A 25,535-nucleotide genomic window follows, 5' to 3' on the forward strand; every position below is an offset into this window, starting at 1 on the left:
TTTACTCATCTCATTATTGTACCACTTTCTTTGGAAAAGACCTAGTAGCTTATTTGAAATTTTTTCCCCTCTGTTGGATAGTCCCGTCTATCTATGTTATAATGAAAGAAGGATTTGAAATCGGAAAAGGAGTAACTATGCTTAAATTAGGTGTCATCGGAACAGGGGCTATCAGCCACCACTTCATAGAAGCAGCCCATACCAGTGGAAAATACCAGCTGGTCGCAGTCTACTCTAGAAAACTAGAAACTGCAGCAACCTTTGCTTCTCGCTATCAGGATATCCAACTCTTTGATCAAGTAGAGGACTTCTTCAAGAGCTCCTTTGATGTAGTCTATATTGCTAGTCCAAACTCCTTACATTTTGCTCAGGCAAAAGCTGCCTTGTCTGCTGGTAAACACGTTATTCTTGAAAAACCAGCTGTTACTCAGCCACAGGAATGGCTGGATTTGAGACATACAGCTGAGAAAAATCACTGTTTTATATTCGAAGCAGCTCGTAATTACCACGAGAAAGCTTTTACTACTATCAAAAACTTTTTAGCAGACAAACAAATTTTGGGAGCAGATTTCAACTATGCCAAGTATTCTTCCAAAATGCCGGATTTATTGGCTGGACAGACACCAAATGTCTTTTCAGACCGTTTTGCTGGTGGAGCGCTTATGGATTTGGGGATTTATCCCCTCTACGCTGCCGTTCGTCTCTTTGGAAAAGCTCAAGACGCGACCTATCAGGCTCAACAACTTGACAATAGCATGGACCTAAATGGAGACGGAATCCTCTTCTACCCTGACTTTCAAGTTCATATCAAGGCTGGGAAAAACATCACTTCCAATCTTCCTTGCGAAATTTACACAACAGATGGAACCTTGACTCTCAACACGATTGAGCATGTTCGCTCGGCTATTTTTACCGACCACCAAGGCAATCAAATCCAACTCCCTATCCAACAGGCTCCTCATACGATGACTGAGGAAGTCGCTTCATTTGCACACATGATCCAGAAACCAGATCTGAATCTCTACCAAACTTGGCTGAATGATGCAAGTTCAGTTCATGAGCTACTTTATACCATGCGCCAGACTGCTGGCATTAGATTTGAGGCAGAAAAATGAAAAACAAACTACCGACTGAATGGCAAGAACTGAGTGACCAACTCGGTTTCCAAGAATTCACTCCCATTCAAACTCAACTATTTGAGCCCCTTCTTGCTGGAGAAAACCTCCTAGGAGTGAGCCCAACAGGAACTGGTAAGACCCTAGCTTACCTTCTACCAAGTCTTCTCAGACTACAAAAGAAAAAGGCCCAACAACTCTTGATTCTAGCACCAAATACTGAACTTGCTGGACAGATTTTTGACGTATGTAAAACGTGGGCTGAAGCTATCAGCTTGACTGCTCAGCTCTTCCTATCAGGCTCAAGTCAGAAACGCCAGATTGAACGCCTAAAAAAAGGACCAGAAATTCTGATTGGAACTCCTGGCCGTATCTTTGAACTCATTAAACTGAAAAAAATCAAGATGATGAATGTGGAAACCATCATCCTGGATGAATTCGACCAATTACTAGATGATTCTCAGATTCACTTTGTTGAGAAAATCACTCACTACGCACCGCGTGACCATCAACTCGTCTACATGAGTGCGACGACCAAGTTTGACCAAGAAAAGATTGCGCCTAACACACGTACCATTGATCTTTCTGACCAAAAATTGGACAACATCCAACATTTCTATATGCAGGTAGATCAACGTCACCGAGTGGATATGCTACGAAAACTGGCTCATGTAGAGGATTTCCGAGGTCTTGTCTTCTTTAACAGCCTATCAGACCTTGGAAGTGCAGAAGAAAAACTACAGTATCGGGATATCTTGGCTGTTTCCCTCGCTAGTGATGTCAATGTCAAATTTAGAAAAGTCATCTTAGAAAAGTTTAAAGACAAGCAACTAACCCTGCTTCTTGCAACTGACCTTCTGGCTCGTGGGATTGATATCGATAGCCTAGAATGTGTCGTAAACTTTGATGTCCCAAGAGATATCGAAACCTACACTCACCGTGCTGGACGTACTGGCCGTATGGGCAAGGAAGGTTATGTTATTACTCTCGTCACTCATCCAGAAGAAATCAAAAAACTTAAGAAGTTTGCAAGTGTACGAGAAATTGTCCTAAAAAATCAAGAACTCTATATCAAATAAAGCTCCGTTTGCTCTATGCCCATCAAGTGTATAGAGCTTTTTGTGTACAATTCTTCAATTTTATACTCAATGAAAATCAAAGAGCAAACTAGGAAGCTAGCCGCAGGCTGTACTTGAGTACGGCAAGGTGACGCTGACGTGGGTTGAATTTGATTTTCGAAGAGTATTAGTTCAATATTCGAAAAAAAGAACCTTGCAAAGCAAGATTCTTTTAGTGTCTGACTTAAATAATTGTTCTTCTGGGAACTAAATCGAATTAAGCTTCGATTTCTGTAACCATACCTGAACCAACAGTACGTCCACCCTCACGGATAGAGAATGTAGTACCTTGTTCTACGGCGATTGGGTGGATCAACTCAACGTCGATTGTCACGTTATCACCAGGCATTACCATTTCAGTACCTGCTGGAAGTTCGATTGAACCTGTAACGTCAGTAGTACGGAAGTAGAATTGTGGACGGTAGTTGTTGAAGAATGGAGTGTGACGTCCACCTTCTTCTTTAGTAAGGATGTAGACTTCACCTTTGAATTTAGTGTGTGGGTTGATTGAACCTGGTTTAGCGATAACTTGTCCACGTTCGATTTCATCACGTTGAACACCACGAAGAAGGACACCTACGTTATCTCCGGCAAGACCTTCATCAAGTTGTTTACGGAACATTTCAACACCAGTAACGACTGCTTTTTGAGTTTCTTCTTTGATACCAACGATTTCGATTTCGTCGTTGACTTTAACGATACCACGGTCGATACGTCCTGAAGCAACTGTACCACGTCCAGTGATTGAGAATACGTCTTCGACTGGAAGAAGCAATGGTTTGTCAGTGTCACGTTCTGGTTCTGGGATGTACTCATCAACTGTGTTCATCAATTCCATAACGATGTCTTCGTATTTAGTGTCACCTTCAAGGGCTTTAAGAGCTGAACCTTGGATAACTGGAAGATCGTCACCTGGGAAGTCGTATTCTGACAATAGGTCACGGATTTCCATTTCAACCAATTCAAGCAATTCTTCGTCGTCAACCAAGTCAACTTTGTTCATGAAGACGATAAGGTGTTTAACACCAACCTGACGTGAAAGAAGGATGTGCTCACGAGTTTGTGGCATTGGTCCGTCAGTTGAAGCTACTACAAGGATAGCTCCGTCCATTTGAGCGGCACCAGTGATCATGTTTTTAACGTAGTCCGCGTGTCCTGGAGCGTCGATGTGAGCGTAGTGACGTTTTTCAGTTTCGTACTCAACGTGCGCAGTGTTGATTGTGATACCGCGTTCGCGTTCTTCTGGAGCAGCATCGATAGACGCATAGTCTTTAGGTTGGTTAACTGATGAAGGCAAGCGACGTGCCAAAACAGTTGTGATAGCTGCAGTTAGGGTAGTTTTACCGTGGTCAACGTGTCCGATAGTACCAATGTTAACGTGTGGTTTACTACGATCGTATTTTTCTTTTGCCATTTGAGTAAAAGCCTCCAATAAAATATATTTTATAGATAGACAGTAGGCAATACAGTCTAACTTTCCTTACTATTTTATCAAATTTCAGCTAAATTGCAAGTGTTTTACAAAGTTTTTGTGAATTATTCTTAATCAGCTAATCTAAACGTCACTTCTACTCCTATCACTTGACTAAAGAAAAAGAAAAATCAGGAATTTCCTGACTTTTACTTGGCTAATTCTCTTTCTCGTTCTTTCATTATTCTATGATTTTCATACAAGCGAGATAAGAACTTAGAAATTTCTTTCAAGATAGAATAGGTTGGTACAGCGACAATCATACCAATGACGCCATAGATATTACTTGATAACAAAAGTAATACTAAAATCGTAATTGGATGAACCTTCATCACTCCACCAACGATTCGAGGGTAAAGGATGTTCCCATCTACTTGTTGAATAATCAACATATAAACAACTGCAATCAGCATTCTATGAGGATCAGTAAAGACATTGGCGATAATCATCGGAATCAAACCAATACTTGGTCCAACATAAGGAATGAGATTGGCCAATCCTGAAAAGATGGCAAAGACCAAAGCGTATTTCAAACCAATCACGCTATATCCGATAAAGGCCAAACAACCAATAATAATCGCATCAATAGCAACTCCACTAATATATCGAGCAATTGTAGTATTCAAATTTTTTAAAAGACCTGTAATATGCAACTTATCTCGCTTTAAAACAGTACGCTCAAGCATCGGCAAGAATTTGTGGCCATCTAACAAAAAATAAATTAAAAATACAGGTGTCATGATAATAATCAAAACAGTACTAAAGAGCGCAGATAAGACACTTCCAACACTATTCGTTACACTATTTAGGATATTCTGTAGAATATCTACATAAGAGAGATTTAACTGTTGAATAGTCGCTTGAATATCTAAATTTTGAAAGGCTGGATAAGTGGATAAATCGATAATCAAATCTTGCAGACGACTGTAGATTGTCTGACTTGTAGCAATCAAACTTGTCAGCTGATTAATCAAAATCGGTAAGAGATAGACGACCCCAATAACTAGCCCACAAACCAAGGCGCACAAGGTTAGTAGAATACCAATGATACGGTTAATTTTGAAATACTTTTGTAAAAAATTTACAATAGGATTGGTCAAATAATATAAAAAACCACCTAAAAGAAAGGGAATCATTATAGTGTTTGCGACACTTACAAAAGGCGTTATAATCCCACCCATCTGTCTCCATAAATAAAAGATGATGGTTAATAGTAAAATCTCACTGGTCCAAAAAAATAATTTATTCTTACGAAACATGAAGTACCTCCATTCATCTATTTTACCACACTTTCAAAAAAGCTTCTTTCTTATATCATGAAACTGGGAATATTTTTTTCTTTATGATAGAATAAACTTACTATGAAAAAAATAATTTTAACTCTCCTAAGCCTTTCCGTTATTGGGGCAGCATCTACTGTTGATGCTCAAGATTTTAATATTGCTGCTAAACATGCAATTGCTGTTGAGGCAAATACCGGTAAAATTCTCTATGAGAAAGATGCAACCCAGCCAGTTGAAATTGCTTCAATCACAAAGTTAATTACTGTTTATCTTGTCTATGAAGCCTTGGAAAACGGCAGTATTACACTATCAACTCCGGTAGATATTTCTGATTATCCTTACAAATTAACGACAAATTCTGAAGCGAGTAACGTTCCTATGGAGGCTCGTAATTATACCGTCGAACAACTGCTGGAAGCAACCCTAGTATCTAGTGCTAACAGTGCGGCTATTGCCCTAGCTGAGAAAATTGCTGGCTCAGAAAAAGATTTCGTCGATATGATGCGGGCAAAACTCTTGGAATGGGGAATTCAGGATGCCACTGTTGTCAATACGACTGGTCTGAACAATGAGACTCTAGGGGATAACATTTACCCAGGATCTAAAAAAGATGAGGAAAATAAGCTCAGTGCTTATGATGTCGCTATCGTTGCTCGCAATCTCATCAAAAAATACCCACAAGTCTTGGAAATCACGAAAAAACCTTCTTCTACTTTTGCTGGAATGACAATCACTTCTACCAACTACATGTTAGAGGGTATGCCTGCTTATCGCGGTGGTTTTGATGGCCTTAAAACAGGAACAACAGACAAAGCTGGAGAATCTTTTGTTGGTACTACTGTCGAAAAAGGGATGAGGGTTATCACAGTTGTTTTGAATGCAGATCATCAAGACAATAATCCTTACGCTCGCTTCACAGCTACTTCTTCACTAATGGATTATATCTCTTCTACATTCACACTTCGCAAAATCGTTCAAAAAGGCGATGCCTATCAAGATAGTAAAGCCCCTGTACAAGATGGAAAAGAAGATACCGTCACTGCCATTGCCAAAGATGATATCTCTCTAATTGAACGTGTTGGGGGACAATCGTCCCAAACAATTCAATTCACACCTGATTCTAAGGCAATTCCAGCACCACTTGAAGCCGGAACTGTGGTTGGACATTTGACTTATGAAGACAATGATTTGATTGGTCAAGGTTACATCACTACAGAACGTCCTAGTTTTGAAATGGTAGCAGAAAAGAAAGTTGAAAAAGCCTTCTTCTTAAAAGTTTGGTGGAATCAGTTTATCCGATTTATCAACGAGAAATTATAAAAAAATCGCGATTTTAAACCGCGATTTTTTGTTACAAGTTCATCTTCAAAATCCTTGATTATGGGTAAATATAAAAACAAATTTTACCCAACTGATCCTTCCATCTCATAGCTAATCAAGCGGTTCAGCTCAACTGCGTATTCCATTGGAAGCTCTTTTGTGAAGGGCTCTACAAATCCCATGACAATCATCTCTGTTGCCTCAGATTCTGACAATCCACGGCTCATGAGGTAATAGAGTTGTTCTTCAGAAATCTTAGATACCTTAGCTTCGTGTTCCAAAGCGACTTGTGAGTTGTGAATTTCATTAAACGGAATGGTATCTGACGCTGACAAGTCATCCATGATAATGGTATCACACTCGATGTGAGAGACAGATTTCTTAGAGTTTTTGTTAAAGGTTACTTGTCCACGATAGTCAACCTTTCCTCCACCTTTAGCGATGGATTTAGACACGATAGACGAGCTGGTATGTGGAGCGTTGTGGATCATCTTAGCTCCAGTATCCTGGTGTTGACCTGCATTGGCAAAGGCGATAGAAAGCATAGTACCACGCGCCCCTTCTCCATCTAGGTAAACTGATGGGTATTTCATAGTTGTTTTGGCACCCAAGTTTCCATCAATCCACTCAACAGTGGCATCCTTTTGAGCCTTAGCACGCTTTGTTACCAAGTTATAGACGTTATCAGACCAGTTTTGGATGGTCGTATAGCGCATATAAGCTCCGTCCAAGGCAAAGATTTCTACGATGGCAGCATGCAAGCTGTTACTTGAATAAGTTGGCGCTGTACATCCTTCTACATAATGGACACTTGCTCCCTCATCAACGATAATCAAGGTACGTTCAAACTGACCTGTATTTTCGTTGTTGATACGGAAGTAGGTTTGAAGAGGAATATCCACTTTGACCCCTTTTGGTACGTAGATAAAGGTTCCACCTGACCATACTGCTGAGTTAAGGGCAGCCAACTTGTTATCAGTCGGCGGTACCAACTTAGCAAAGTATTGTTTAAACAAGTCTGGGTATTCCTTGAGGGCAGAATCTGTATCTGTAAAGATAATCCCCAATTTTTGGAACTCTTCCTTCATGTTGTGGTAAACCACTTCTGACTCGTACTGGGCAGAGGCTCCTGCTAGATAAGCACGTTCAGCTTCTGGAATCCCGATTCGTTCAAAGGTTTCTTTGATTTTTTCAGGAACTTCGTCCCATGAACGGGCTGGTTTGTCAGATGGTTTTTGGTAGTAGATCAAGTCATCAAAATCAATCTCTGACAAATCTGCTCCCCAAGTTTGCATGGGCATTTTTTTGAAGGTTTCATAAGACTTCAAACGGAATTCTAGCATCCACTCAGGTTCTCCCTTAGCAGCTGATAGTTCACGAATGACATCTTCATTCAATCCTTTTCCTGTCGATAGGACAGGCTCTACATCATCATGGAAACCAAATTTATATTCACCAAGGTCAATTGGTTTTGGTTCTACTCTTTCTTCAGCCATAATATCCTTTCTTTCATTCTTCATTTCTACTGATTCATAAGACAAAAGAAACTTGCCTTACTTGTTTTCTTGATTTTCAATTGTTTTCTTCAGGGCGTTCCAAGCTAGGGTTGCACACTTGATCCGTTGAGGGAATTTGGCAACACCTGACAAGAAAGCTGCATCTCCAAGACTATCTTGTCTATCATCTTTTTTCCCTTGAACCATCTCAGAAAAAATAGTCGCAAGTTCTAATATTTCTTGTTTGGTTTTTCCTAAAACTGCGTCCGTCATCATACTAGCAGATGCTGTAGAGATGGTGCAACCTGAATTTAGAAAAGCGATATCCTCCAAACGGTCATCTACATCAAACTTGACAGAGAGATTGATGACATCTCCACAGGTCGGATTGTTGAGACTGATTTGCTCAGCGTCTTCCAACTTCCCTTGGTGATGTGGATTTTTCGAATGGTCCGCTACCACTGCCATATAAAGGCTATCTAGTTTAGAAAGTGCCATTGAAAAACTCCTTTGTCTTTTGTAAGGCATCGACTAGCTTGTCGCAATCTGCCTTGGTATTGTAGATATAAAAACTTGCTCGGGCTGTTGCTGGAACTTCCAAATACTGGAGCAAAGGTTGCGCACAATGGTGACCCGCACGAACAGCCACTCCTTCATAATCCAAAGCAGTCGCAAGGTCGTGAGGATGGAGATTGCCTAGGTTAAAGGCAATGACACCTGAACGTTGAGCCAAGTCCTGAGAACCGTAAATAATCAATCCCTCAATCGCCTGCAGTTTTGGAAAGACGTATGCAATCAATTCTTGTTCATGGGCTTCAATAGCATCCATGCCAATCTTTTCCAGATAATCCACTGCCGCAGCAAGTCCAATTGCACCTGCCATATTAGGAGTTCCAGCCTCAAATTTCCATGGCAATTCCTTCCAACTAGCAGATTGCTCATAGACGAAATCAATCATTTCGCCACCAAATTCAAGAGGTGACATTTGTTCCAGATACTTTTCTTTACCGTAAAGAACACCGATACCAGTCGGACCAGCCATCTTGTGACCTGAAAAGGCAAAGAAGTCCACATCCAAGTCCTGAACATCAATCTTCATATGAGGCGTAGATTGAGCACCATCCACCACCATGATGGCACCAACTTGGTGGGCCAATTGAGTAATTTCTTTGATTGGATTGATCACACCCAGGACATTTGAGGCGTGAGCAAGGGAGACAAACTTAACTTTATCAGTCAATTTAGCCCGCAAATCATCCATATCCAGAGCTCCATTCTTGAGATAGACATAGACAAGCTCTGCCCCAGTCTTGCGGCAGGCTTCCTGCCATGGAATGATATTGGAATGGTGTTCCATGACAGAAATCAAAACCTGGTCTCCCTCAGTCAAGACTTCCTCAGCATAACGCGCCACCCAGTTGAGACTGGTTGTCGTTCCTCTAGTAAAGAGAACTTCCTTTGTAGATCCTGCATTGATAAACTTACGAATGGTTTCACGAGCCGCCTCATAAGAAGCTGTCGCCCTTTCTGCCAAGGTATGAACCCCACGATGAACATTGGCATTGTCCTGCTCATAATAGCGGTTAATCGTTCCCAGAACTGCTAGTGGTTTTTGTGTCGTCGCGGCATTGTCCAAATAAACCAATGGTTCATCATTAACAATCTGGTCTAAAATTGGAAAATCCTTGCGAATCACTTCTACATCTAACATAGGCTACCCCTTAGCGTTTTGACAATTTTTCTTCGATAGTTGCAATCATTTCATCACGAACTTCCTTGACTGGAATCTCAACGATAACGGAGCCAAGGAAACCACGGACAACCAAACGTTCTGCAGTTGCCTTATCCAAGCCACGGCTCATGAGGTAATACATATCTTCTGGATCTACCTGACCGATAGAAGCTGCATGACCTGCAGTAACGTCATTTTCATCAATCAAAAGAATTGGATTGGCATCTGAACGCGCTTGGTCTGAAAGCATAAGAACACGGCTCTCTTGTTGCGCATCTGCTCCCTTAGCACCCTTGATAATGTGGCCAATACCATTGAAGGTCAAGGTTGCTTTTTCAAGAATAACCCCATGTTGAAGGATATTTCCGATTGAGTTGCAACCATAGTTAGTTACTCGGGTATCAATCCCTTGTACCTGACGGCCACTTGAAAGAGCTACGACTTTAAGATCCGCATGGCTACCATTTCCAATCAAGTCGCTATCAAAGTCCGCAACGACATTCCCTTCGTTCATGACACCAATCGCCCAGTCAATGCTTGCATCGTTGCCTAATTTACCACGACGGCTAATATAGGTAGTGACGTTTTCTCCTAAACGGTCGATCGCAGCAAACTTCACTTGCGCACCAGAACGTGCAATCACTTCTACTGTGATATTAGCAGTTGCTTTGACACTTCCCTCACCGCGTGACTCTAAACGCTCCAGATAACTAATCTTAGAATTTTTACCAGCGATAATCATAATATGCTTGTTAAACGGCACATCACTATCGCTGTCTTGATAGAAAATTCCTTCGATTGGTTCTTTAATCTCAACATTATCAGGAATGTAGAGAACAGCACCACTGTTGAAATAAGCTGTATGGTAGGCTGCCAACTTGTCATCGTCATACTTAACAGATGCCATGAAGAATTCTTCGATCAGCTCTGGAATTTCTTCTAAAGCTGAATGGAAGTCTGTGAAGACAACACCCTGTTCAGCTAACTCAACTGGAGTTTGCTCAAAAACAGTTTGAGTTCCTACTTGTACCAACTTCAAGTGATTATCTAGAGCTGTGAAATCTGGAACATTTGCTGATGGCTCACTTTCTGTAATCGTTCCATCACCAAGATTCCAACGGTGGAATTTGACACGCTCAATAACTGGTAATTCCAAAGTCTCAATCTTATCAAAAGCTTTTTGACGGAGGTCAGCCAACCAGCTTGGTTCAGCGTGCATTTCTGAAAAAAGTTTAATATTTTCTTTAGTCATTTACTTCTCCTAAAAGACACGAGGGAATTACAATTCTTCCTTGTAGTCGTAGCCAAGTTCTTCAGCTAGTTTTGCGTATCCTTCACGTTCCAAACGTGCAGCCAATTCTGGACCACCTGAAAGGACAACACGCCCTTCCATCATCACGTGTACCACGTCTGGTGTGATGTAGTTCAAAAGACGTTGGTAGTGAGTGATAATCATAGCACCAAAGCCTTCACCACGCATGGCATTAACACCCTTAGAAACAACTTTAAGAGCGTCAATATCAAGACCAGAGTCAATCTCATCCAAAAGGGCAAATGTTGGCTCCAACATCAAAAGTTGAAGAATTTCATTTCGTTTTTTCTCACCACCAGAGAAACCTTCGTTGAGGTAACGCTCAGCCATTTCTTCTTTCATGTTGAGCAATTCCATCTTCTCGTCGAGTTTAGTGATAAACTCACGAACTGAAATCTTCTCATCGTCTTCTTTACCAGCATTCATGGCTGCACGAAGAAACTCAGCATTGGTAATTCCAGGAATTTCTGATGGGTATTGCATAGCAAGGAAAAGTCCCATACGCGCACGCTCGTCCACTTCCAACTCAAGGATGTTTACGCCATCAAACAAGACTTCACCTTTGGTAACTTCATAGTTTGGATTTCCCATGATAGCGGCAGAAAGAGTCGATTTACCAGTACCATTTGGTCCCATGATAGCGGCGATTTCTCCTGTTTTCAGGGTCAGGTTAACCCCTTTTAAAATTTCTTTTCCTTCAATCTCAACGTGAAGATCTTTGATCTCTAATACTGACATGATAGTTCCTTTCTTTTTCAAGGCCTTTACAGTGCTTACTGGAAACATACTTGATTTCCCTAGAAAATACGGTAAAAGGTCAATAAATATACTTTTATAGTATAACAAAAAAAAGCCTAAAAGGCTTTTATTTTGTCTAGAAGCTGAGGACTAGTCTTTTCCTTTTAAATGCTGGTCAATGACATCTACAATCTTGCCCATCAAGTAACTAACTCGGAAATTTCTAAAGAGCAAAATGGCCCAAAAGGCTGCCATAATATAGCGACCAGTCATCCAGGCTTCATTGAAAAAATAGGTCTCAGCAGCTGTAAACAGCGCGATGGTAATAAATTGTTGTCTATTCATAAACTTATTGTATCATGAAATCTTTCTTTAGTCTTCCTCTACCTTCACTTTATCAGCCAAAAATTCAAATCCTTCTGGAATCAGACTTTCTTCTACTTCTTTTTCAGTTTGAGAAGATTTGGCTTTGACTGAAAAGGCTGCGCGAACTTCTTTCCATTCCTCCATGGAAATGGCTAAAATCTCAGGTGAAAAACCTGCTGCCTGACTGAGGATGTTGCCAAACATGGTGTTGAGATTATCTCGTTTCATGGTTTGACCAGCATTGAAGTTAGACTCAAAAGCAAGAATAGCATGGTGTTCATTGGCCGCAACCGGTTGAGAACCAACTAGCAGAGCTTTATCAGGACCTCCAAGACTTTCAATCACCTCTCCCCAGGCATTCTGCAAGCGAATCAGATTTTGACGTGCTAAATCAGGATTTTCAACAGCCTCTTGTAAGATAGAGTGAACCTTATTGCGATCCACACGATAGACTGTTTTGCCTGCTGTTGCACGACTAGGAGCTGGATTTGTTGGCTTAGATACGGTTCCCACATTTGCGAGTTCTTGTTTGAGACGGGCAATTTCCTGTCTCAGTGCAGAAATTTCACTTTCAACTGCCCCAGAAAGAGCTGGTTCAGGCTTAATCTCTGCCAAACGGATAGTCATCATCTCAGCATAAATCTTGGGCTGCAAACTAGACTTAATATCTGCTAAACTGACTGTCGCCAAGCGAATCATTTCAAACAGATTTTCTTGAGGAAGTGCCAAATTTTCTACAAAGACTGGACTATGATGAGTATTTTCTCCACCTGTTTGAACAATTAACAAGTCTCTTAAATAGTGCAAAAGGTCGGTCACAAAACGAGTCATACTCTTACCATTGTCAAAGAGAAGATTCAAGCATGCTAGGGCCTTTGGAACATCCTGTTGAGACAAGGCAGCCACATAATCATCCAAGGCCGATAGGCTAATGGTACCAGTAATTTCTTCAGAGATGGCAGTCGTCAACTCGTTTCCCTGTGTCAAACTCAGGGCTTGATCCAAAATAGACAAGGCATCTCGCATTCCACCTTCAGCCCGTCTGGCAATGATTTCCACAGCCTCTGGTTCAGAACTGATATTTTCTTTGTCTAAGATATAGTGAATATGTTCCTTAATATCCTGTGTCTTAATCGATTTAAATTCAAAACGTTGCACACGGGATAGAATAGTCGCAGGTATCTTGTGCAATTCAGTAGTAGCCAAAATAAAGACCACATTCTGTGTTGGCTCTTCTAACGTCTTTAGGAGGGCATTAAAAGCTCCTGTAGACAGCATGTGAACCTCATCTATGATATAGACCTTATAACGGGCAAGACTAGGAGCGTAGGTAGATTTATCACGAATTTCACGGATTTCATCCACCCCGTTATTAGAGGCTGCATCCATTTCAATGACATCTTCTAAACTACCATCTGTCACTGCTTGACAAATATAGCAGTTATTACATGGTTCACCACCCACTTGATTTGGACAGTTCATAGCTTTGGCAAAAATCTTGGCTACACTGGTTTTTCCCGTTCCACGTGGACCAGAAAAAAGATAGGCATGACTTATTTTCTCTTGCTCTACTGCTTGTTTAAGAGTCTTAGCCACAACTTCCTGTCCAACCAACTGGGAGAAGTTTTGACTTCTATATTTTCGATAAAGAGCTTGATACATTAGGCTTTCTCCCCAAACATTGTAAAGTCCCATTCTGTCTTTTCAAGCAAAATAGCGACAAATTGTTCCAAATAATCTCGATCCATAGCATCATAATCATCAATCTCTGAAGAATCCAGATCCAGAACCCCGAGCAATTGACCATTCTTAACCATCGGAACAACAATTTCACTTTTAGCTCGACTATCACAAGAAATATAGTTGGGATAAGTTGTTACATTACCAACCAGAACAGTTTCCTGAAAGTGAGCTGCCTCCCCACAAACACCTTTTCCAAGTGCAATACGGATGCAGGAAACACTTCCTTGGAAAGGACCTAGAACCAATTCCTTTCCATCAAACAGATAAAAGCCTGAGAATACGGTATTAGGAAAGCGTGATTTTAGAAGAGCACTGGCGTTGGAAAGATTAGCCAAAACATTGGTTTCACCATCCAATAAAAAAGAGAGCTCCTCATTTAAGATTTGATAACGTGATTGTTTTTCTGATTCTAACATAGAACTATTATATCAAAAAAGGCTTACAGACAAAAGAAAAATCCCTTGTTTAGTAAACAAAGGATTTTGTGAATTTTCAATTTGATTAAAGTTCGATATCACCGAACAAGTCAGCCATTGAGAATCCTGTTTGTGTTTCTGGAAGTTCGAAATCACGTTTTTCTTGACGTTTTGGACGACGTGGACGAGCAGCACGTTTTTCTTCTTTTTGTCCTTCTTCTTGAGCTGGACGCTCTTCAAGAGCTTTGATAGAAAGTGATACGCGCTCTGCATCTGCGTTAACTTCAAGAACTTTAACTTTAACTTCTTGACCAACTTTAAGAGCTTCTTTTGGATTTTCAATACGTTTGTGTGAAATTTGTGATACGTGAACAAGTCCATCGATACCTGGCAATACTTCAACAAATGCACCGAAGTCAGTCAAACGTTTAACTGTTCCTTCTACTACATCACCTTTAGCCAATTTTTGCTCAACGCCATCCCATGGTCCAGGTGTTGTTGCTTTAAGTGAAAGTGATACGCGTCCTTCTTCTTCGTTAAGATCAAGGATTTTCACTTCAATTTCTTCACCAACAGTTACAACTGATTTTGGTGATACGTTACGTTCATGTGACAATTCAGTCAAGTGAACCAATCCGTCAACACCACCAAGGTCGATGAAAGCACCGAAACTTGTGATACGTGCAACTTTACCAGTTACTACATCACCAACAGCCAATTTACCGAATACTTCAGCGCGAGCTGCTGCTGTAGCTGCTTCAACAACTTCACGACGTGAAAGGATGAAGCGGTTTTCTTTAGCGTCAACTTCTTTGATTTTAGCATCAAATTCTTGACCTACAAAACGCTCAGTGTTACGTACGAAACGAGTATCCAACATTGAAGCTGGGATAAATCCACGAACACCTTCAAATTCTACTGAAAGTCCACCTTTAACGGCACGAGTTCCTTTAACAGTAACAACTTCTTCTTCGCGACCAACAAGTTTGTCCCATGCTTTGCGAGCTTCAAGGCGTTTTTTAGATACAAGGTATGTAACTGTATCAGTATCTTTACCAACCACTTGACGAAGTACAAGAACATCCAATACTTCTCCTACTTTAACAAAGTCATTGATATCTGCATCGCGATCGTTTGTCAATTCGCGAAGAGTCAAGACACCTTCAACACCAGTTCCAGAGATTGCAACGTTAGCTTGAGTCGCATCAACTGTCAATACTTCAGCACTAACAACATCACCAGTCTCAACTTGGCTAACGCTATTTAGCAAATCTTCAAATTCGTTCATCTAAAAAATCCTCCAACAATCAAGTTTTTCTTAAACTTGACATACTTATAATTTTTTTCCTAAGCACCCGCAAGGACATGTTCATATCGTTCACGTCTTTCAATTATAAAAATAAAATACCCTAAGATATTTTGCTTTTTATCTTGATTATTACCTAAGAACTGGGGTAGCTGGATTCGAACCAACGCATGAGGGAGTCAAAGTCCCTTGCCTTACCGCTTGGCTATACCCCATTGACGAAATGGAGAGAGAGGGATTCGAACCCCCGAACCCGAAGGAGCGGATTTACAGTCCGCCGCGTTTAGCCTCTTCGCTATCTCTCCTACAATCAACATGGACTATTATATCATGAAAATTTCAAAAAAACAAGACTTATTTTGCTAAATTATAATTTTCAATCAAAATTTCCACAGCTTTTTCCAATTTTTTATAAAAACTATCGACATTCCCATTCTTTATGATGGCAAATTGTCCGTCTAATTCGGCAATTTCTCCGATAACTTTTTTACCGATAGTCAATGTATAACCTTCAAAACTGTCTTTACCAACATTAACTTTAGCATCTGCTACTTGAATTTCAATTTTTTTATCTTTCTTGCTCATTTCATACCTCTCTTCACTTTTTCTATTTTACAAGAAAATCCTAAAACTAGCAAGAAAAAACTCTATACCAGGCTTGTCTGATATAAAGTTTTCTGCTTTATTTAATATGTTTTTCTAGTTCTTTTTGGTACTTACCATTTGATTCCAATTTTTCTTTTTGCCATTTTTTCAGTGCTTCTTCATATTCTTTTGTTGTAACAATATCTTTTTGCAATTTCATTCCTTTAAAGATATATGGGTCACCCTTAATACCAACTTGTGAGTATGGTTTTGAGAATGGCACGACATTACTTACAACTGGAGAACCACCAGATGAGGCTGTTGGCATCAATAATGAACTATCTGTCAACCAAGCTTGAGCCTTGGCATATTTTTCATAGCGTTCTTCAAGATTTGTAGTTTCTGAATCTGCATCATCCAATAATTTCTTATATTGGTCCAAACCAAGTTTAGCTACAACATCCTTATCTTTCCCTTTAGTAATACCAAGGTGTTTCATAGCAGAACCTGATTTAGGATCCATGATATTCAAGTAAGATGCTGGGTCTTGATAGCTTGGAGCCCATCCTGTACTGTTCAAATCATAATCTTTTTGAGAAGGAACACGCGCTTGAGAAGTGATTGTTTCCTTTTCATTATCTGTCATTTGAAGAACGTCGATAACAACATTTTCAGCACCAAGAGTTGATTCAATAGACTGTTTGAAAGAGTTGCTTTGTTGAACGGCGATGGTATCTGTTTGTTCAACTGGGACATCCAAGTGAATTGGGAATGTTACCCCTTTAGATTCCAAGTCTTTCTTAGCTTTTTCGAAAGCAGCTTTAGCCTTGTCAGGATTGTAGATAGAATCCTTACCGTCAACTAGCTCAACATCTTTCCATTGGTCACCATAGTTCACCAACTCTGCTTGAGCGATTTGACCAAAGTTTTTACCACCTGCTTGTACAAAGTTGTCAGGAACGAGGCTGTTACGAATAATCTTGTCCGCACCGTCTTCACCATTTAGCTGGGCAGCATAAGAATGGCGGTTGAAGGCAAAGTTGATAGCCTGACGGAAGTCCTTATTAAGCATAGCTTCTTTAGTAGAAGTCTTTTGCTCTTCACTTGTTTTCGCAGTTTTATTATATGATTGACGATTTACGTTAAAGGTGAAGTAATAGCTACTTGAATCCTGTGGGCTATAAGTGATTTTATCTCCGTATTGTTCCAAAGTAGAAGCAAAGTTTGAGCTACTTGGGAAGAGACGGGCTGTCGTATAGGCACCTGAAGAGAAGCTACGAATCAACGATTCCTGATCTGAACCATCGTAGTAGGTCAATTTGACCTTTTCAATTTTTACCTTTTCTTTATCCCAGTAGTTTGGATTTTTCTCGTATTCGATCAACGATTTAGAAGTCAAGGTCTTCAAGATATAAGGACCATTGTAGAGAATTCCTGCTGGAGTAACTGCTCCATAATCTTTACCTGATGCCTTCAAAAATTCTTCATTTACAGGCAACATCGTTGCTGTGGTGACTTTAGAATTCCAGAAGCTTTCTGGTTTGTTTAGGGTATATTCGACTGTGTAATCGTCCAAGGCCTTGACACCAACTGTAGAGAAATCATTGGTCTCACCAGTCATGTAGGCATCCAAGCCCTTGATTGAATTTTGGATGAGAGAGACACCGTCTGACTTACCGTCAGCTACGTGTTTTAGTCCTGTCACAAAGTCATGGGCTGTTACTTCTGCGTATTCTTCGCCTTCTGAAGTGTACCATTTAACTCCTTTACGAAGTTTATAGGTATAAGTCAAACCATCTTTTGAGACAGACCAATCTTCAGCCAAGGAAGGAATAACATTCCCGTACTGGTCATTTTCCATCAAACCATCCACCACATTCCCGATGACATCTGTTGTAGATGTACGAGTCGCTATACTATAATCCAAAGATGCTGGATCTACTGCATAGACATATGAAAATGTTGTCGGTGCATCTGCTTCTTTATCAGCTTTTCCACAAGCCACTAAAAGAGCTGTTGTGCTCAGGACCACTCCTGCTGTTAAGAGCCATTTTTTCGATTTCATAAAAATCTCCTTTAGTTAATTTTAATCTACTTTTACAATCCAACCTTCTGGCGCTTCAATATCACCAAACTGAATACCTGTCAATTCATCATAGAGTTTACGAGTCACAGGACCTACTTCTGTTTCACTATAGAAAACATGGAAATCATCACCGTGCTGAATTCCACCAATTGGAGAAATAACTGCTGCTGTACCACAGGCACCTGCCTCTACAAAACGGTCAAGATTATCAATTGGGACATCCCCCTCAATAGGAGTTAAGCCCAAGCGATGTTCTGCTAAGTAAAGCAAAGAATACTTGGTAATAGATGGCAAGATAGATGGACTCAATGGTGTTACAAATTCATTATCAGCTGTAATTCCAAAGAAGTTAGCTGATCCGACCTCTTCAATCTTTGTATGAGTTGATGGGTCTAGATAGATAACATCTGAGAAATGACGTGACTTGGCCAATTTCCCTGGCAAGAGACTTGCAGCATAGTTTCCACCAACCTTAGCCGCACCTGTACCATTTGGAGCGGCACGGTCGTATTCATCCTGAATCAAGAAGTTGGTTGGGACCAAACCGCCTTTAAAGTAATTACCAACTGGCATGGCAAAGATGGTAAAAATATACTCTTCTGCTGGTTTAACCCCAATAATATCTCCGACACCAATCAAAAGAGGGCGAAGATATAAGGTTCCACCTGTTCCATATGGAGGTACATATTCTTCATTCGCACGAACAACTGCCTTACAAGCGTCTACAAACATTTCTGTTGGAACTTGTGGCATCAAGAGACGGTCACATGTCCGTTGCAGGCGTTTAGCATTTTCATCAGGACGGAACAGTTGAACACTACCATCCTTAGTACGATAAGCTTTCAAACCTTCAAATGCTTGTTGACCATAGTGAAGACTTGGAGAAGACTCTGAAATATGCAAGTTTGCATCCTCTGTAAGCTCTCCTTGATCCCATTGTCCATTTTTAAAATGAGCAATATAGCGATAAGGTAATTTCATATAGGAAAAACCGAGATTTTCCCAATCAATCGTTACTGTCATATTCCACTCCTTATTCTAAAAACCTATTTCTTTTATTCTACACTATTTTTCTAAAATAGCAAGTATATTTTGTAATTTTCAGAAAATTTCTTCAATAAAAAGAACCAGCTCTTAGAACTGATTCTTCATTTCACTTATTTAGCTTCAGTAAATACTTCTTTAAGATAAGCGTCAAAAACTTCTTCATCCGAAATCGTGTCAGAGATGAAGCTACCATTACTTGTGCGTTCTGACAGATTCAAGTCTTGTAGTCGACTTTCATAGATTGTTCCTTTGTTCGATTGGACAAGCAGCGTTTGGTCGTTCTCTTCCACTTCTGTACTGAAGAGATCACCAACAAATCCTTGCTCTGCAACTGATCCTGCTAAGAAGACACGATGCGGTTTGTTTTTCAACTCACGCAAGACTTGTAGTCCTCGTTTGGCACGGCTAGTTGCTGGAATTTCGTCAATAGAAACACGTTTCAAACTTCCACGCTGAGTCAAGAGGTAGAAGGATGAAGTGTTACAGATAAAGGCCGATTGGAGGGTATCATCTTCTTTCAGGTTCATAGCCTTGACACCTGCAGCCTTGGCACCGACAACAGGAACCTCTTCGATATTGAAACGCAGAGCATAACCGTTTTGGCTAATCAAGAGAACATCATCCAGTTTAATCGGAGCCACTGCTACAATCTGGTCTGTCTCGTCTTTGAGCTTAGCATACTTGACAGACTTAGACTTGTAGGTTCGCCATGGAGAGAACTCTTTGCGTTCTACCCGTTTAATTTGACCGAGACGAGTTGCAGTAAAGTAGGTTGTCGCATCATCAAACTGATCCACGACTTCCACATAAAGGATTTCTTCGTTAGTTTCAAAGTTTGTGATGGTTTGGCTCAGATGCTCTCCGATGTCCTTCCAGCGAATGTCTGCCAATTCATGGATTGGTCGATAAATGACATTTCCGAGAGTCGTAAACATCAAAAGATGCTGGGTTGTCTTGGCAGCTTGTACAAAGATCAAACGGTCATCATCACGTTTTCCAATTTCCTCTAGCGTTGAAGCTGCAAAAGAACGCGGGCTGGTACGCTTGATGTAACCAGCCTTGGTCACGCTGACGTAGGTATCTTCCTCGGCAATCAGACTAGCTGTATCAATCTCAATTGCTTTCGCAGTGTCTTCTAAAGAACTCAAACGAGGAGTGGCAAATTTCTTCTTAACCTCACGAAGTTCTTTCTTCATAAGATTGTACATGGTCCGTTCATCTCCGATAATAGCCGCAAGCATGGCAATCTTCTCACGAAGTTCTGCTTCTTCTTCTTGCAAGATAACCACATCGGTATTGGTCAAACGGTATAGTTGCAAGGTTACGATAGCCTCAGCCTGCTCTTCAGTAAAATCATAACTGACCTTGAGATTTTCCTTGGCGTCAGCCTTATTCTCAGAAGCACGGATAAGCGCAATGACTTCGTCCAAAATCGAAATCACACGAATCAAACCTTCAACGATATGGAGACGTTTCTCAGCCTTTTCCTTATCAAAGCGTGAACGCGCCAAAATCACTTCACGACGGTGGGCAATGTAGCTAGACAGGATTGGAACAATCCCAACCTGACGAGGCGTGAAATTGTCAATTGCCACCATATTAAAGTTGTAGTTGATTTGTAGGTCGGTGTATTTAAATAGGTAGTTGAGAACAAGCTCCGTATTGGCATCTTTTTTTAGCTCAATAGCAATACGGAGACCGTCACGGTCAGACTCATCGCGAACCTCAGCAATACCAGACACCTTATTATTGACACGAACATCATCAATCTTCTTGACTAGATTGGCCTTGTTGATTTCATAAGGAATCTCAGTAACAACAATTTGTTCCTTACCACCTTTTAGCTTTTCAATCTCAGTCTTGGAACGAACAACCACGCGCCCTTTACCAGTTTCATAGGCCTTCTTGATTTCATCACGACCCTGGATAATCCCTCCAGTCGGGAAGTCTGGTCCAGGCAAGAATTCCATGAGTTTATCCACCTTGGCAGTTGGATGGTCAATCATGTAAACAGCTGTATCGATGACCTCAGCTAAATTATGAGGTGGAATATCTGTCGCATATCCAGCCGAAATACCAGTCGATCCATTTACCAAGAGATTTGGAAAGGCTGCTGGCAAGACTGTCGGCTCTTTTTCGGTGTCATCAAAGTTCCAAGCAAAGGGAACTGTCTTCTTCTCGATATCCTGAAGAAGATAGCCAGCAATTTCAGACAGACGTGCCTCAGTATAACGCATAGCCGCAGGCGGATCTCCGTCCATAGAACCGTTATTACCGTGCATTTCAACCAAAATCTCACGATTTTTCCAGTCCTGTGACATACGAACCATGGCATCATAGATAGAACTGTCACCGTGTGGGTGGAAATTCCCCATGATGTTACCGACAGACTTGGCCGACTTGCGGTAACTCTTATCAAAGGTATTGCCATCCTTATTCATAGAATAAAGAATGCGACGCTGAACCGGCTTCAAGCCATCACGAATATCTGGCAAAGCCCGGTCTTGAATAATGTACTTGGAGTAGCGACCAAAGCGCTCTCCCATAATGTCCTCCAGGGACATGTTTTGAATGTTACTCATATAGGATACAGAGCCCGTAAAATACCAAGTGAAAATAGAAAATTCTTGAAGTAAGAAAGCTCACAAGAGAATTTATCTTTTTCACCCAGCATTTAGGGCGTGTTCAACTCCTTTCAAAGAATGTAGAGTAGGTTTTTATGCAGTAAAAGATATTTTACGGGAATTAGTCCCATGTTCAGTTACCTTAAGGAACCAAACAATCCTTTCTGTAGTTTAATCTTTTAAATTAAGGTCTTTAGTTAGTTAGTGATTAAGAAGTCTCTCCTTAGCATACTCAATCATCTTCTCAGCTACTTCCATATCATAGTCAAATCCCATCTTGTGAGCAAGGAATTGAGCCTCTTGGTGGAAAAGTTCCATCGTAGCAAACAAAGACTGAGTGATTTTATCTATACTTGAAAAATCAAGCAGATTTGAGAATTCTTTCTCTTTCTCAGCAGGCAAATACTGAAAGAGGTACTTGTAGTTCTTGCCAACATCGACCGTTTCCTTATCTGCTGCCACTTGCCAAGCTAAAAGCTTGAGCAATTCTTGTTGGCAGATTCCATAGAGATGGTCCGTCGTATAGATGACTTGTTTACGACAAATCCCTTTAACCACGTAGGCTGACACCCACCAAAATTCATTGCAGGAATTTTTAAAATCTGTCTCACTAGCTGAACTCATCCAGAAACGCTGAGGACTGGGAGAATAGTACTCAAATAAGCCCTTCTTATCTACTAAAACTATGAATTCCGCTTCGCTATCTACCCACTCTTGAATTTGTTGTTTTGGACAGAGGGTTAGATCAATTCGATTTCCATCTTCAAAGAGCATGAGGTATAGACGACGTTGATCAAGAGCAACCTCTTGCTCAATAATGCGTTTGCCAAACTGGTCTAGCCAGGAAAGGTCACTCGTCAGATTATCTAAATCGTCCACGACATAGACCACGTCATAGTCTTGAAATTCATCTTTTGGGGCCTTTGGGTTTGTCCGTGAACCAGACATGGCGACAGCCGCGACTTGTAAGGTTTCAGCAGTCTTTAAAATTACATCGAGCATTTCTGTTTCAGTTCTCATGTTTATACCCATTCATTAAAAACTAACTTAAAATACTGTCACTTCTTCTAGCGTAAACTTGACATTATCCTCAATCCACTTACGTCGTGGTTCGACCTTGTCACCCATGAGGACATTGACGCGGCGTTCTGCGCGTGCTAGGTCTTCGATAGTGACCCGGATAAGGGTACGCGTTTCTGGGTTCATAGTTGTTTCCCAGAGCTGGTCCGCATTCATCTCACCAAGACCTTTATAACGTTGGAGGGTAGCACCTTTACCAAATTGTTTGCGGAGTTCTTCTAGTTCTCCGTCCGTCCAAGCGTAGGCCACTTCTTCTTTCTTGCCTTTGCCTTTGGACATCTTGTAAAGAGGCGGAAGGGCGATATAGACATGTCCTGCCTCGACTAGTGGACGCATATAGCGATAGAAAAATGTCAAAAGTAAAGTCTGAATGTGGGCACCGTCGGTGTCCGCATCGGTCATGATAATGATTTTGTCATAGTTGGCATCTTCAATGGAGAAGTCAGCTCCAACACCCGCACCAATGGTATAAATCATGGTATTGATCTCTTCATTTTTGAGGATATCCGCCATCTTGGCCTTGGCTGTATTGATGACCTTACCACGAAGAGGCAAGATAGCCTGGAACTTACGATCACGTCCTTGTTTGGCAGATCCACCGGCAGAATCACCCTCAACTAGGTAGAGTTCATTCTTAGCTGGATTTTTAGACTGGGCTGGGGTCAATTTCCCAGACAACAAGCCCTTATCTTTTTTATTTTTCTTCCCATTTCGGCTCTCATCACGCGCCTTACGTGCCGCTTCACGAGCATCACGCGCCTTGATAGCCTTGCGGATGAGGTTAGAAGCCAATTCCCCATTTTCCATAAGGAAAAAGGTCAACTTATCCGCCACAATTCCATCCACAACGGGACGAGCTAGTGGGCTTCCAAGTTTGTCCTTGGTCTGACCTTCAAACTGGAGGTGTTCTTCAGGAACCAAGATAGAAAGAACGGCTGCTAGTCCCTCACGATAGTCTGAACCTTCAAGGTTTTTATCTTTTTCCTTGAGAAGACCTGTCTTACGCGCGTAGTCATTCATAACCTTAGTAATGGCAGACTTGAGTCCTGTCTCGTGTGTTCCACCGTCCTTGGTGCGAACGTTATTGACAAAGGACAAAATATTATCTGAAAATCCATCATTGTACTGCAGTGCTACTTCCACTTGAAAACCATTGTCTTCCCCTTCAAAATAAAGGACTGGTGTCAAGGTTTCCTTGTCTTCGTTCAGATAAGAAACAAAGTCTTGTACCCCATTTTCATAGTGGAATTCAATCGCTTCGTCTGTGCGTTTATCCGTTAGAGACAAGGTCACATTTTTTAAAAGAAAGGCTGACTCATTGAGGCGTTCTGAGATGGTATTGTACTTGAAATCTGTCGTAGAGAAGATCGTCGCATCAGGCATAAACGTAACCTTGGTACCTGTTTTAGACTTGGGCGCTGTACCGATTTTCTTCAAAGTCGTAACAGGTTTGCCACCATTTTCAAAACGTTGCTTGTAGATTGCACCGTCACGAGTGATTTCAACTTCTAGCCAGCTAGAAAGGGCGTTAACTACGGAAGAACCCACCCCGTGCAGACCACCTGATGTCTTATAACCACCTTGACCGAATTTCCCTCCGGCGTGGAGAATGGTAAAGATTACTTCAACCGTTGGGATTCCCATCGCGTGCATTCCAGTCGGCATCCCACGTCCGTGGTCTTGAACCGTTAAACTGCCGTCTTTATTAATGGTCACATCAATACGGTCACCAAATCCAGACAAGGCTTCATCGACAGCATTATCGACGATTTCCCAGACGAGATGATGAAGACCTGCCCCATCAGTCGATCCGATATACATCCCTGGACGTTTACGGACGGCATCCAACCCTTCTAGCACCTGAATGGCGTCATCATTATAATTGTTAATATTGATTTCCTTTTTTGACACAAGGAACCTCCTATTCGTTCATCTTTACTATTCTACAAGTTTTCCAAGGATTTTGCAAAATTTTTCTTTCTCCGGTGTAACAATTTCAGTAGAGATTCTCTGCCTTTCTTTCCCAATTCATGATATAATAGGAGTATGATTACAATAGTTTTATTAATCCTAGCCTATCTGCTGGGTTCGATCCCGTCTGGTCTCTGGATTGGACAAGTATTCTTTCAAATCAATCTGCGCGAACATGGTTCTGGTAACACAGGGACAACCAATACCTTCCGCATCTTAGGAAAAAAAGCGGGTATGGCAACCTTTGTGATTGACTTTTTTAAAGGAACCCTAGCAACCCTTCTTCCGATTATGTTTCATCTTCAAGGTGTTTCGCCTCTTATCTTTGGACTTTTAGCTGTTATTGGACATACCTTTCCTATCTTTGCAGGATTTAAGGGTGGTAAGGCTGTCGCAACCAGTGCTGGAGTGGTTTTCGGATTTGCGCCTGTCTTCTGTCTCTATTTAGCGATTGTGTTCTTTGGAACCCTCTATCTTGGTAGTATGATTTCGCTATCTAGTGTCACAGCATCTATCGCGGCTGTCATTGGAGTTTTACTCTTTCCACTTTTTGGTTTTATCTTGAGTCACTATGATCCTCTCTTCATCGCTATTATCCTAGCACTTGCTAGCTTGATTATCATTCGGCATAAGGACAATATCACTCGTATCAAAAATAAAACCGAAAATTTGGTCCCTTGGGGATTAAACCTAACCCATCAACATCCTAAAAAATAAAACGCCAGT

The 25,535-nt window shown here is 41.1% G+C and carries 21 protein-coding genes and 2 tRNA genes; 4 read left to right on the plus strand and 19 right to left on the minus strand.

Going from position 1 to position 25,535, the window contains the following annotated elements; genetic code table 11:
• Positions 1 to 137 precede the first annotated feature (137 nt).
• Together B7703_RS09255 and B7703_RS09260 are read left to right on the plus strand one after the other, a co-directional pair.
• Positions 138 to 1,115, plus strand: coding sequence for a Gfo/Idh/MocA family protein (locus B7703_RS09255; protein ID WP_084924556.1), 978 nt, complete (start codon positions 138 to 140; stop codon positions 1,113 to 1,115).
• Positions 1,112 to 2,194, plus strand: coding sequence for a DEAD/DEAH box helicase (locus B7703_RS09260; RefSeq protein ID WP_084924558.1), 1,083 nt, complete (start codon positions 1,112 to 1,114; stop codon positions 2,192 to 2,194). Before B7703_RS09255 ends, B7703_RS09260 begins: the two co-directional genes overlap by 4 nt.
• A gap of 256 nt (positions 2,195 to 2,450) precedes the next feature.
• Here B7703_RS09260 and tuf read toward each other — a convergent pair whose 3' ends face one another.
• Positions 2,451 to 3,647, minus strand: a complete 1,197-nt coding sequence (gene tuf, locus B7703_RS09270) for an elongation factor Tu (protein WP_001040726.1) — start codon at positions 3,645 to 3,647, stop codon at positions 2,451 to 2,453.
• Positions 3,648 to 3,853: 206 nt separating this feature from the next.
• On the minus strand, positions 3,854 to 4,963 hold the full coding sequence (locus B7703_RS09275; protein WP_084924559.1) for an AI-2E family transporter: 1,110 nt from the start codon (positions 4,961 to 4,963) through the stop codon (positions 3,854 to 3,856).
• A 102-nt stretch (positions 4,964 to 5,065) separates the two neighbouring features.
• On the opposite strand from B7703_RS09275, the gene pbp3 reads away from it, so the two are divergent.
• Positions 5,066 to 6,307 carry a D-alanyl-D-alanine carboxypeptidase PBP3 gene (pbp3, locus tag B7703_RS09280; protein ID WP_084924561.1) on the plus strand — a complete coding sequence of 414 codons (1,242 nt, stop codon included), beginning with the start codon at positions 5,066 to 5,068 and terminating at the stop codon, positions 6,305 to 6,307.
• Between the two features lie 83 nt (positions 6,308 to 6,390).
• Here pbp3 and sufB read toward each other — a convergent pair whose 3' ends face one another.
• The 17 genes from sufB to parE form a co-directional block, all read right to left on the minus strand.
• Entirely contained in the window at positions 6,391 to 7,803 is a 1,413-nt protein-coding gene (gene sufB, locus B7703_RS09285) for a Fe-S cluster assembly protein SufB (protein ID WP_000797054.1), read from the minus strand.
• A gap of 57 nt (positions 7,804 to 7,860) precedes the next feature.
• Positions 7,861 to 8,301 (minus strand): Fe-S cluster assembly sulfur transfer protein SufU, encoded by a 441-nt coding sequence (gene sufU, locus B7703_RS09290; protein ID WP_084924562.1) that lies wholly within the window; start codon positions 8,299 to 8,301, stop codon positions 7,861 to 7,863.
• Positions 8,288 to 9,514 carry a cysteine desulfurase gene (locus B7703_RS09295; protein ID WP_084924564.1) on the minus strand — a complete coding sequence of 409 codons (1,227 nt, stop codon included), beginning with the start codon at positions 9,512 to 9,514 and terminating at the stop codon, positions 8,288 to 8,290. The genes sufU and B7703_RS09295 overlap by 14 nt, the downstream gene beginning before the upstream one ends.
• A 10-nt stretch (positions 9,515 to 9,524) precedes the next feature.
• Positions 9,525 to 10,787: a Fe-S cluster assembly protein SufD gene (sufD, locus tag B7703_RS09300; RefSeq protein WP_084924565.1), complete on the minus strand. Its 1,263-nt coding sequence runs from the start codon at positions 10,785 to 10,787 to the stop codon at positions 9,525 to 9,527.
• 27 nt (positions 10,788 to 10,814) lie between these two features.
• Positions 10,815 to 11,585 carry a Fe-S cluster assembly ATPase SufC gene (gene sufC / locus B7703_RS09305; RefSeq protein WP_000114489.1) on the minus strand — a complete coding sequence of 257 codons (771 nt, stop codon included), beginning with the start codon at positions 11,583 to 11,585 and terminating at the stop codon, positions 10,815 to 10,817.
• A gap of 150 nt (positions 11,586 to 11,735) precedes the next feature.
• A complete protein-coding gene (locus B7703_RS09310; protein WP_070842933.1) occupies positions 11,736 to 11,930 on the minus strand; it encodes a DUF3272 domain-containing protein in 195 nt (64 codons plus the stop codon).
• 27 nt (positions 11,931 to 11,957) lie between these two features.
• The gene (dnaX, locus tag B7703_RS09315) at positions 11,958 to 13,613 is read right to left on the minus strand and encodes a DNA polymerase III subunit gamma/tau (RefSeq protein ID WP_084924567.1); all 1,656 of its coding nucleotides are present in this window, start codon (positions 13,611 to 13,613) and stop codon (positions 11,958 to 11,960) included.
• Positions 13,613 to 14,110 carry a GAF domain-containing protein gene (locus B7703_RS09320; protein ID WP_084924569.1) on the minus strand — a complete coding sequence of 166 codons (498 nt, stop codon included), beginning with the start codon at positions 14,108 to 14,110 and terminating at the stop codon, positions 13,613 to 13,615. The genes dnaX and B7703_RS09320 overlap by 1 nt, the downstream gene beginning before the upstream one ends.
• Before the next feature lie 85 nt (positions 14,111 to 14,195).
• Positions 14,196 to 15,398 (minus strand): 30S ribosomal protein S1, encoded by a 1,203-nt coding sequence (gene rpsA / locus B7703_RS09325; RefSeq protein WP_001001630.1) that lies wholly within the window; start codon positions 15,396 to 15,398, stop codon positions 14,196 to 14,198.
• Positions 15,399 to 15,559: 161 nt separating this feature from the next.
• Positions 15,560 to 15,631, minus strand: a tRNA-Gln gene (locus B7703_RS09330).
• A gap of 9 nt (positions 15,632 to 15,640) precedes the next feature.
• Positions 15,641 to 15,721: transfer RNA gene (locus tag B7703_RS09335), tRNA-Tyr, on the minus strand.
• A gap of 49 nt (positions 15,722 to 15,770) precedes the next feature.
• The gene (locus B7703_RS09340) at positions 15,771 to 16,001 is read right to left on the minus strand and encodes a DUF2969 domain-containing protein (protein WP_000037113.1); all 231 of its coding nucleotides are present in this window, start codon (positions 15,999 to 16,001) and stop codon (positions 15,771 to 15,773) included.
• A gap of 97 nt (positions 16,002 to 16,098) precedes the next feature.
• Positions 16,099 to 18,066 (minus strand): peptide ABC transporter substrate-binding protein, encoded by a 1,968-nt coding sequence (locus B7703_RS09345; RefSeq protein WP_000837410.1) that lies wholly within the window; start codon positions 18,064 to 18,066, stop codon positions 16,099 to 16,101.
• Positions 18,067 to 18,087: 21 nt separating this feature from the next.
• Positions 18,088 to 19,110: a branched-chain amino acid aminotransferase gene (locus tag B7703_RS09350; RefSeq protein WP_000218997.1), complete on the minus strand. Its 1,023-nt coding sequence runs from the start codon at positions 19,108 to 19,110 to the stop codon at positions 18,088 to 18,090.
• 134 nt (positions 19,111 to 19,244) lie between these two features.
• Positions 19,245 to 21,716, minus strand: coding sequence for a DNA topoisomerase IV subunit A (gene parC, locus B7703_RS09355; RefSeq protein WP_084924570.1), 2,472 nt, complete (start codon positions 21,714 to 21,716; stop codon positions 19,245 to 19,247).
• Between the two features lie 243 nt (positions 21,717 to 21,959).
• Complete coding sequence (locus tag B7703_RS09360) at positions 21,960 to 22,778, minus strand: aminoglycoside 6-adenylyltransferase (protein ID WP_084924628.1); 819 nt, start codon at positions 22,776 to 22,778, stop codon at positions 21,960 to 21,962.
• Positions 22,779 to 22,805: 27 nt separating this feature from the next.
• The gene (gene parE / locus B7703_RS09365; protein WP_084924572.1) at positions 22,806 to 24,749 is read right to left on the minus strand and encodes a DNA topoisomerase IV subunit B; all 1,944 of its coding nucleotides are present in this window, start codon (positions 24,747 to 24,749) and stop codon (positions 22,806 to 22,808) included.
• Positions 24,750 to 24,884: 135 nt separating this feature from the next.
• On the opposite strand from parE, the gene plsY reads away from it, so the two are divergent.
• A complete protein-coding gene (gene plsY / locus B7703_RS09370; RefSeq protein WP_084924573.1) occupies positions 24,885 to 25,526 on the plus strand; it encodes a glycerol-3-phosphate 1-O-acyltransferase PlsY in 642 nt (213 codons plus the stop codon).
• Positions 25,527 to 25,535 lie beyond the last annotated feature (9 nt).

This window comes from Streptococcus mitis, from assembly GCF_002096735.1.
Taxonomy (GTDB): domain Bacteria; phylum Bacillota; class Bacilli; order Lactobacillales; family Streptococcaceae; genus Streptococcus; species Streptococcus mitis_CZ.